At 52.5% G+C, this 9,616-nt stretch carries 8 protein-coding genes; all 8 read right to left on the bottom strand.

The window, feature by feature from the left end; all coding sequences use genetic code 11:
• Positions 1 to 240: 240 nt before the first annotated feature.
• The gene (kdsA, locus tag Q7U71_02925) at positions 241 to 1,071 is read right to left on the bottom strand and encodes a 3-deoxy-8-phosphooctulonate synthase (protein MDO9390707.1); all 831 of its coding nucleotides are present in this window, start codon (positions 1,069 to 1,071) and stop codon (positions 241 to 243) included.
• A 36-nt stretch (positions 1,072 to 1,107) separates the two neighbouring features.
• Positions 1,108 to 3,594: a hypothetical protein gene (locus Q7U71_02920; GenBank protein MDO9390706.1), complete on the bottom strand. Its 2,487-nt coding sequence runs from the start codon at positions 3,592 to 3,594 to the stop codon at positions 1,108 to 1,110.
• Positions 3,588 to 3,944 (bottom strand): hypothetical protein, encoded by a 357-nt coding sequence (locus tag Q7U71_02915; GenBank protein MDO9390705.1) that lies wholly within the window; start codon positions 3,942 to 3,944, stop codon positions 3,588 to 3,590. Before Q7U71_02915 ends, Q7U71_02920 begins: the two co-directional genes overlap by 7 nt.
• Positions 3,945 to 4,101: 157 nt before the next feature.
• A complete protein-coding gene (locus Q7U71_02910; protein MDO9390704.1) occupies positions 4,102 to 6,465 on the bottom strand; it encodes a hypothetical protein in 2,364 nt (787 codons plus the stop codon).
• Between the two features lie 82 nt (positions 6,466 to 6,547).
• The gene (gap, locus tag Q7U71_02905) at positions 6,548 to 7,612 is read right to left on the bottom strand and encodes a type I glyceraldehyde-3-phosphate dehydrogenase (protein ID MDO9390703.1); all 1,065 of its coding nucleotides are present in this window, start codon (positions 7,610 to 7,612) and stop codon (positions 6,548 to 6,550) included.
• A 169-nt stretch (positions 7,613 to 7,781) separates the two neighbouring features.
• Positions 7,782 to 8,438 (bottom strand): cytidylate kinase-like family protein, encoded by a 657-nt coding sequence (locus Q7U71_02900; protein ID MDO9390702.1) that lies wholly within the window; start codon positions 8,436 to 8,438, stop codon positions 7,782 to 7,784.
• Between the two features lie 22 nt (positions 8,439 to 8,460).
• The gene (locus Q7U71_02895; GenBank protein ID MDO9390701.1) at positions 8,461 to 9,042 is read right to left on the bottom strand and encodes a hypothetical protein; all 582 of its coding nucleotides are present in this window, start codon (positions 9,040 to 9,042) and stop codon (positions 8,461 to 8,463) included.
• Between the two features lie 54 nt (positions 9,043 to 9,096).
• Positions 9,097 to 9,616, bottom strand: a 520-nt coding sequence (locus Q7U71_02890; GenBank protein ID MDO9390700.1) for a class II fructose-bisphosphate aldolase, incomplete at its 5' end; no start/stop codon positions are given.

Raw genomic sequence — 9,616 nt, 5'->3', positions numbered from 1 at the left:
TGGTAGGTGTTCTTGTAACTGCGGATGACCTCCACCCGGTCGTTGTAGACCACGGCCTTGGTGATGGGCGCCTTGTGCTCGATGACCTGCAGGGCAAAGGCGTTTGCTGCAATCAGTACCAGGAGCGCTATCAGAGTAATCTTCTTCATTGAGCTTCCTTTCTATTATGTGACCAAGACACAACCTATAATTTCCTATTTCCCATTTCCTATTTTAAAATATGGCTGGCAGCCTTGATGATTAAGCGTATTTCCTGGTAACTGCATCCAGTTCCATCAAACTCTCCACCAACCTCTCCAGCTTGGACAACTCCAGCATGCTGGCCGCGTCGCACTTGGCTTCACAGGGCCTGGGATGGGTCTCGATGAATATGGCGTCGCAGCCGCAGGCCACCCCGGCCCGGGCCAGGGGTTCTATGAACTCCGGACTGCCGCCCTTGGGATCGCTGGAGGGCTTGCCGTACTTGCGGATGGTGTGGGTCACGTCGAACACCACCGGGTAGCCCAAAGAGCGCATGATGGGCAGGGACTTAAAGTCCACCACCAGGTTGTGGTATCCGAAGCTGGTGCCCCGCTCGGTCAGGAGAATATTGGTGTTCCCGGTCTCCTCGATCTTTTTGACGATGTGCCCCACGTCCTCCGGAGCCAAAAACTGCCCTTTCTTGACATTTACCACTTTCCCGGTCTTGGCGATCTGCAGGGTCAGCTCGGTCTGCATGCAGAGATAGGCCGGGATCTGGATCACATCCAGCACCTGGGCGCAGGCGGCCACCTCTTCGGGATAGTGGACGTCCGAGAGAATAGGCAAGTCAAACTGTTTCTTGACTTTTTCCAACAATTTCAATCCGGCCTCCAGCCCTGGACCTTGATATGACTTGGCCGAGGAACGGTTGTCCTTTTTGTAGGATGATTTGAAGATCAGGTTTATCTTCAGTTTATCCGCGATCTTCTTGATCTCCTCGGCGGTCTTCAGGACCACGGATTCGTCCTCCATCACGCAGGGCCCGGCTATCAGCGCCAGCGGCGCGCCCCCGCCGATCTTGACTTTGCCGATGTTCAGTTGTCTGGTCATTTGTATTCCTTATTTATAACAATAACTGCATGCGTTTTAAAACTTGATCCCCAACATCAGCCTCATCTGCCGGCCGTAATAGAATGCCCTGCCGTTGTTCATGTCTTTTTGTATGTCATCATTGGCCTTGACCGCTGCCAGATAGTGCTCATCGGCGGAAATATAATCGTCGCGGTTAAGGTCGGCCTTGATGTTGTACAATGGGTTCTCCGATCCGTCTTCATAGTATCTGGTAATCGGTGATCTGAAAACCTCCAGCCAGCCGGCTTCATACAATCCGTTGTTGTCCGCCAGGCCGGTGGCCGGGTTGACATAGATCGTATCCTTGGCATTGAACAGGTTGGTAACCTCCAGCTCCAGCTTGCAATTGACCTGCCATAACACGAACGAGCGGGCCAGGGAAAGATCCGTCCTGCTGATTCCCGGCAGGCGTGAACTGTTAACTTTTTCAAGCGGTCTGCCAGCCAAATCGGTCTTGGTATACGGCAGGCCGCCGGCAATGATATTTTTCAATGAAATATCCAGGTTTTCCAGGGGATGTAAACCAAATATCCGGGGTCCCTCACCTTTATCCAGGGCCAAAGAGACACCAGCGAGAAACCGTCTGCTTTGATCGAAATCCGAGTCATAGGTTACATCTGGATAATCCACGGGATCGCTGCCATAAGTAATATATATTTCCTCGGTTTCCTTAGTGGTTTTGGCCCAAGACAATGTGTAATCAAAATAGCAACTCAAATATTTGACTGGGTTCAAGTTTATCTTCGCTTCCAGTGCCTTCAAGGTACCATTGGTCTTGGTGCACGACAGATACCACGGACTGTCGGGCGTATCAAATTTGTTCACATCCACCACGCCGTCCAGCTTTTGGTATTGCCAGCCTATCCCTGCTTTGACATACCTTGACGGTTCCCCGGTCACTTCTACGTTAATGGCGTCGGTTGATTGCGCCAGCATGTACTGGTTCTTTAGATTTGCGATCTCCATCGGCCCCAGGTTGAAAGGTTCCGATCGCAGATATATGGCCTCAGGTGCCATAAAATGCTTTTCATATGAGACATCAAATGTCAGGAAGCGCCAGGGCACGGTCAGACCCAGGATCGGGGAAAGATCACTCCGGACGGAATCAATGAAAAAATCCTGGTCCGGCAGGCTGGGCAGAAAATCAGAATTGACTGTGGTGAATTTTCTGACCTTATAACCAAGGCCGGCCCTGGCACTGAAAGCGTTAAAGGACATTCCGTCCCAGAGGCGGAAGTCATATTCCTTTGGCCTGAAATTGTATTCATGCGGTGCAAATAAATACGATACTCCGGCCGGAGAAGTGCTGCTAGAGTCATTAAGAACTGCGCTGGACGGATACCGTATCAACTTACTGGTTTCATCATTGTATACGGCTTTGAATGCTGCCGTTAAAGAATGGCTCCGGCTGAGCTTGTAGTGTAGATCCGCCTGATAAGCGTTATTGGCATATCCCCATTCTGAATATTGGGGATAATCCCCGGAATAAAAAAAGTGGGTTACGCCATAGGGGTTTATATCGGGATCATCCCGTGAATAATCAAGATAGCCGTCCAGAGTGTCTCCGGTGTAGAACGGATTTTCCGGGTCGGTAAACCACGAATGGGGGTATGGCTGGTTGAATTCATAATCGCTGAACCAGCCCTGATAGCCTCCGGAATAGCCCTTTCTGACACCTACTATTGAATTGATCTTGTTTCTGGAATAAGCTACGCTGTAATTGATATTTTGGCTTATCTCATGTTTAAAACTGGCGGTTAATCGGCTGTTCTTATCCATCCGCGAGGCATAATGGTCCAGGTCATATTTGAACAAAGTTTTGTAATAGCCGTATTGATCCCGAGTGACGGATCCACCGGCAACAAACCTGTACGGGCCTTTTTCGTATGACAATTCACCTTGGCCGGAGTAGAATTCGCTGTTGGTGTGAGATAAAGACAACCAGCCTGGTGCGTATTCCTGTCGGGAGACCTGTCCATCAATATAATATCTCAAACCCCTTATATGATTGAGCATTAAATTGCCATCTATGCTTACGGCAGCTTTATTGCCGCCGACGTCCCCATTGGTCTGGCTGTTCAAGGCGCTGTAACCCTTAATATCCGCATTGCTAATTGTAATAAAGCTGCCCGCCTTCCAGAACGTATGGATCCGTGGCGGTATATTTCCAACTGGTTTTTCGTCTTTAAGAACAACCTCAACTTTGCATATGACATCTTGTCTGATAATCACGTCTTTTACTACTGTGGTATCCCAATACCATGGCGAATAAACGCTTATTGTATAAGAGCCTACCGGTATGTTTTCAATGGTTATTTTCCCGTTTAATTCTATTTTATGTTCCAGGCCAAGCTCGCTTACTTTAACAACCGCTTCGCGAGTATTCACGAATACCATCAATTTGCCAGATGGTACTGCCAAAGTAACGCTCCATGGCGTCACTAATAGAACAAGTCCGATCAGCCAACGTTGTTCCTTAATGAAGGCTATGAAGTTCAGCATACTGTTCGCTTCCCTTTAATGGTTTTTACTCGGAAATAATACCCGCCATACGCCCCCAGATACGCCGGAATGAACGAAAGCGCCGAGGAGAAGATGTTATGCTTTGTCGCCGGGATCATTTCCAGCAGAGCCAATGCCACATAGACCGCCAGCACCCAGAATCCCAGGGCCGCCGCCGCCTTGTTGGGGGCGATGGCATTCAGCCAGCCCAGCACTGCCGAGAACACCAGCACCGCAACCAGCATCGGCGCCATGTTCGGGCGGTACAGGTCTATGGCCACAGAGATAATTGCCATTCCCAGGGCCAGGTAGTAGATCCAGTCTTTTTGAAAATGTGCTTTGATGTTCATGATACTTTTTTCTGTCATCCTGAGAATGCCACCCTGCCCAACAAACTGAAGGATTCTTCGATTTGTACGGCGGGCAGCTCTGTTCAGAATGACATTATTGGTTAATAGTTACCATTTACAGTCCCTCTCCCACCGGGGGAGGGAACAAGGGAGGGGTCTACCTAAGGAGTATGTACAACAACGCCGCGCTCATCAACAGAAACATCAGCGCCGTCAGCAGCTTGACCCCGGCCACCGAGGCCTGGGCCCACCCGGCGATCCGCTTGGACGACACACCCCAGAAGGCGATGATGAAGGTGATGATCATCGGCACTTCGAACATCAGGTTGTATAGCAGAAGATACCCGTAGGCCTGATACTTGTGCGTGGCGATCTGGGAAACAAAGGCGATGGTCGGCAGGTAGACCTGGCCGGTGCAGGCGAATTCCAGCACCGAAGTGATCAGCCCCACCATAAAGGCCCCGCCTATCAGGCTCCCGGCGCCCATCTTTTCCCGGATGATCTTGTGGATCCGCTGTTTGGCGGCGGTGGAAAGCTGCAGGTCCATTCCGGAAAGATCGCCCTTCCTGGCTTTGATAAAATCCCGGAAGTTATAGAAGGCCAGCACCAGCCCGGCAATGATAGCCAGCCAGTAAAATATCTTGCTGAACAACGGCAGGGCTTTAAGAGACATCAGGAATGACAGGCTTCCCACCCCGATCAGAAAATAAACCAGAAAATCGGCAAAGGTATAGGCCAAGCCCACCGCCAGAATCTCCCAGCGCTTTCGGCCCACGAAAGCCAGATAGGAGATGAAGAACACCAGCACCGCCAGCGAGCAGGGATTGATGCCGTCCAGCAGGCCGGCCCCGGCCACGCCCCACAGGCCGAAGGAAGCGAAGCGGCTGACCACCGACTGTTTGGCCTGGGGCAGATAGTTTTTTGCTTCGACCCAGGGAACCCGGCCGCTGCCAGACTTGTATTTTACCAGCAGTTCGGAAAGGCTTTGGTCGTTGATATCATCACCAATTAAAAAATCCCGGCCCACAAAGGCCGAGGGCGCGATCATCCGTTTATTGTCCGGCAGGCCGTACATTAGCCCTAAGGCCTCGACCAGGAGCTTGGACGAGTCCGAGACCACGTCTATCTTTTCCACCCTCAGATTCGGATATTGTGCTTTCAGCGCCTTCAGCATGTACTCGGCCCGGCTGCACTTCTGGCATCGGGCATTGGAAACGAAGGCCAGATAGATACTATCAACAGTCCCCGTTTCCATCGTTTTGTCCGCTTTCCTGCCTGATTTATCCAACGTTGCCGGGCTATTGGATTTCGGCGTCTCCATCGCCTTGTTAGCCAGCGATTCCTTGATCAGCCGCTCCAGGTCCCGCTCAATCTCCTGCACCCCGCCCAGGATCCTGTTGCCAACCACCACCGCCGGGATCTGGTTGTTCCGGTCATTAAACGCTTTTTCATAGTTCAGCAGGGCTTGGTATTCGGCCGGGTTGTCCACCTCGTGATAGACCATGGCCATCCGGTCTTGGTATTCCTGTGATAACTTAGAGAACAGACCCTTCTTCAGTTGCGCACAGTCTGGGCAGTCCCGGGCCACGAATAACTGCACCTGCAATCTGGTGTCGCCGGGAATGGGGTTGGCATTGACCGGTGTGGATTGCGGCCCAGCACCCACCACGGAAACGATCTTTGGGTCGTCTGCCAGATCCGAGACGATGCCTTCCATCCGGGAACTTTGGTGTTTCCACTGAGCGCCCTGCTTTTGGAGCCAGGCATAGCTGAGGCTCTTGGCCGAGGCCCCGGCCTCGATGATCGGCACGCCGGCTGAAAGGTCGGCCGTCTTCAGTTCGGTCTGGGTGTGGCCGCCCACTATCAGTGTCAGCTGGGGGAATTTTTTGGCGATCTCTATCTCTTTTTCGTATCCCAGATGCGAGACCAGGATGAATATGTCTGCCCGCCCTTTCAGACTGTCTAATGTGGATTGCAGAATAGTATCCGGATCCTTGATCTCCAGCCCCTGCAGACTGTCCTGGGAATAATACCTGAAGGCGTCGGGCGAGATCAGCCCGATCAAAGCCGCTTTCAGTTTAAGGGATTTCAATTCAACGATCTTATAGGGCGCGGTCAATTCCCGGCCCTGGTAAAACAAATTGGCCGCCACGAACGGCAGACTGAAATCCTTTTGCAGTTTCAGGAAATTATTTATCCCCCGGGCAAATTCCTGATCTCCCGGCGCCAGGGCGTCGTATTTCATGGCCTGGTAGGCCGCGAACATCAGGGAATCGCCCTTGTGATCGGAATCAATTCCCAGCAGGTCGCCGGAATCCAACAGCAGGAATTGGGGCTGGCCCTTGGCCAGCTTTTTGATCAGGGTGTAACGCCTGGCCAGCCCGCCCTTGGGTTCCTTGGGGCAGTGGCAGGGATAGAGATAGCCATTGGTGGCGTTGGTCTGGACCACCAGCAGTTTCTGGGCAAACCCCAGACTGACGGCTATCACAGACAAAAACAATAATGTTAGAAGTTTTTTCATCGATTTTCTGAAATTGAAAATCACCAGTAGGAAATGTTATTCATAGCCCAGCCCTTAAGGGCTGGGCTATGAACGTGAGGAACTACATCTTTTCCGCCATCAGTTTGGTCAGCTCGGCTATCCGGTGCGAATAGCCCCATTCATTGTCGTACCAACTGACTACCTTGAAGAAACGCTTTTCGCCCTTCAGGTTGTTCTCCAAAGTGGCCAGGGAATCGTAGATGGACGACCTCTGGTCGTGGATGAAGTCGGTGGAGACCATTTCCTCGTTGGCGTATCCCAGGTAACCCTTAAGATAGGTCTCGGAGGCCTTCTTCAGCAGGGCGTCTATGGCTTCGATGGAGGTCTCCTTCTCGGAGCGGAAGGTCAGGTCCACCACCGAGACATCCGCGGTCGGCACCCGGAACGACATCCCGGTCAGTTTTCCCTTGGTGGCCGGCAGCACTTCGCCCACCGCCTTGGCCGCCCCGGTGGTGCTGGGGATGATGTTGATGGCCGCGGCCCGGCCGCCCCGCCAGTCCTTCTTGGACGGCCCGTCCACCGTCTTCTGGGTGGCGGTGTAGGAGTGGATGGTGGTCATCAGCCCGGTCTCGATGCCGATCCCCTCTTTGAGCAGCACGTGGACCACCGGAGCCAGGCAGTTGGTGGTGCAGGAGGCGTTGGAAACGATGTGGTGCTTGGCCGGATCGTATTCTTTTTCATTGACGCCCAGCACTATGGTCTTGACCTCTCCCTTGCCGGGGGCGGTGATCAGCACTTTTTTGGCCCCGGCGGTCAGATGGCCGCTGGCCTTGTCGGAGTGGGTGAACAGGCCGGTGGCCTCTATCACCAGCTCCACCCCCAAAGCCTTCCAGGGCAGCTGGGCGGGATCCTTGGTGGCCATGATGCATTTGATCTTGTGGCCGTTGACCACCAGCACGTCATCCTCGGCTAAAGACGGATCGCTTTTTTCGGTGGCCACCTGGCCGGGGAACTTTCCATGAACCGAATCGTACTTCAGCTGGTAGGCAAAATATTTGGCGTCGGTGGAAACATCAACCACTGCCACTATGTCCAGCGGGTTGCCCAGTATTTTCTGTTCCGCCATGGCGCTGATGACCAGGCGGCCGATCCGGCCGAACCCGTTGATCCCGATTTTTACACTCATGACAAGATCCTCCTTGTATTAAATTTTATTATTGATTATCAAAATATTTCTCGGTCATTCAAACGTCACCATAACGAGGAACCATCGACAGGATTTACAGGATTTCTATTTAAGAATTAATCCAGTGAAATCATTTTAATCCTGTCTGTCCCGGGAAGAAATTGAGTTATTAAGGTTTGTTGTTTATAATTTGCTTGACCAGCGTGATGATGGTCTCGACCGGGACCAGCTGGGTGTTGATGGTCAGATGATACAGCCCCGGGTCGTTCCAATCCCGCTGGTAATGGTCCTTGATATAGGAGGCCCGGGACTTGTCGCGGGAGTGGATCTTCTCCCCGGCTTCCTTCTCGCTTACTCCGGCCTTTCCCATCACCCGCCTGATCCTGTATTCCAGCGGCGCACACAGCCTGAGGTGCAGGCAATCCTGCTTGCCGGCCAGTAGCACCTGCCCGCCCCGCCCCACTAAGACCACGTTGCCCTTCTGGTAAAGCTCTTTGATCAATGCCTGGGTCAGGGTCAGGTATTTTTGGGCGTTGAAGAATTCCTGGTCGGCCGTCAGCCCGGCGGAACCGGTCATGGGAAAATCGAAACTGCCCGGGCCGTACAGGGCAGGATTGGCCAGAAATATCCCGCTCAAATATTTGTCGATGGAGCTGTAATGCTCCTGGTCAAAATTCTCCACCCGGTCGGTTCCCACCCGGGCCTGCTGGGCCACTTTGATGATCAGGGATTTGTCCACCAATTCGCAGCCCAATTCGCGGGCCAGGGCCAGGGCGATGGCTTTGCCTCCGGCCCCGTGCTGTTTGGATATGGTTATTACAGCCATAATCCTGCCTCCATAGAATAGCTTATTTCAAATTTCCAAAGGCCACATCCAAGTAGATCGATAAAAATGTCCTTTCACCGGTGAAACTAACAGCAATGCTGGGTCCTATGCCCAGTGTTTTTGTTCTCAACAAAATCTGTCCTTTGGCAATGATCCCGTAATAACTACGTTGCCTCGCGGCCCAGATGTACTCTGTGCCGAAACCAAACCAGTCGTCGGGATCATCATTGTAAGAGCCTACCACCTCGTATATGCGTTCGTTCATGTAACAAGCGCCTATCGAGCCTAAAGCAATCACGCTGTTGGTGGAAGTTTTGCGGCCATAAGTAAGGTTAAATTCATATCGGCTGTTCTCGGGTTTGTCGGAAAAATTTAAAAATAAAATTTCTTTTGCTTGTACGTATTGTGCCGAAAAGCAATGTTTACTGACTAATATGCAAGCGTTGACATTGAATCCAAAAAGACTATCGGCGGCGCCTAGTCCTAATGAGATCCAACCAAGTTTTGGTTCTTCCTTATCAACTGTGCTTCTATCAAAAACTTGGGCCGTTGCGGAAAAAGCACATAGTAAAATAAGGAATAACAGGCAACCATATCTTTTCATGTCGTCCGCTTATTTGTTAATGAGGTGATTTCCCGGTTGCAGTTTTACGAAGCATTAAGCTTTCCCCGCGCAGCCAAACAGCTTGACCTTGCCCTTGACCACTTCTTTTACCGCGTCCCGGGCCGGGCCCAGGTACTTGCGGGGATCGAACTCCGAGGGGTTCTCGGCAAACACTTTTCTGATGGCCCCGGTCAGCGCGATGCGGAGGTCGGTGTCCACGTTGATCTTGCAGACCGCCAGCTTGGCCGCCCTGGCCAAAAACTCCTCCGGCACTCCTCTGGTTCCCGGCAGCTGTCCGCCGTACTTGTTGCAGGTCTCCACCAGGTCTTTGGGGACCGAGGAGGCCCCGTGCAGCACGATGGGATAATTGGGAAGCAGCTTCTGGATCTTTTCCAGCCGGGCGAAGTCCAGGGTCGGCTCGCCCTTGAATTTGTAGGCTCCGTGCGAGGTTCCGATGGAGATGGCCAGGGAATCGCATCCGGTCAGTTCCACGAACCGCTTGGCCTCGTCTGGGTCGGTGTAAACCGATTCCTTGGCGCCGGGTTCGTCCGAGGTCGAGGTCAGCTTGCCCAGC

The sequence above is a fragment of the bacterium genome (assembly GCA_030655055.1).
Lineage (GTDB): Bacteria > Edwardsbacteria > AC1 > AC1 > EtOH8 > UBA5202.
The sequence above is the reverse complement of the archived record's forward strand: the minus strand, read 5'-3'. Positions and strand labels throughout refer to the sequence as shown.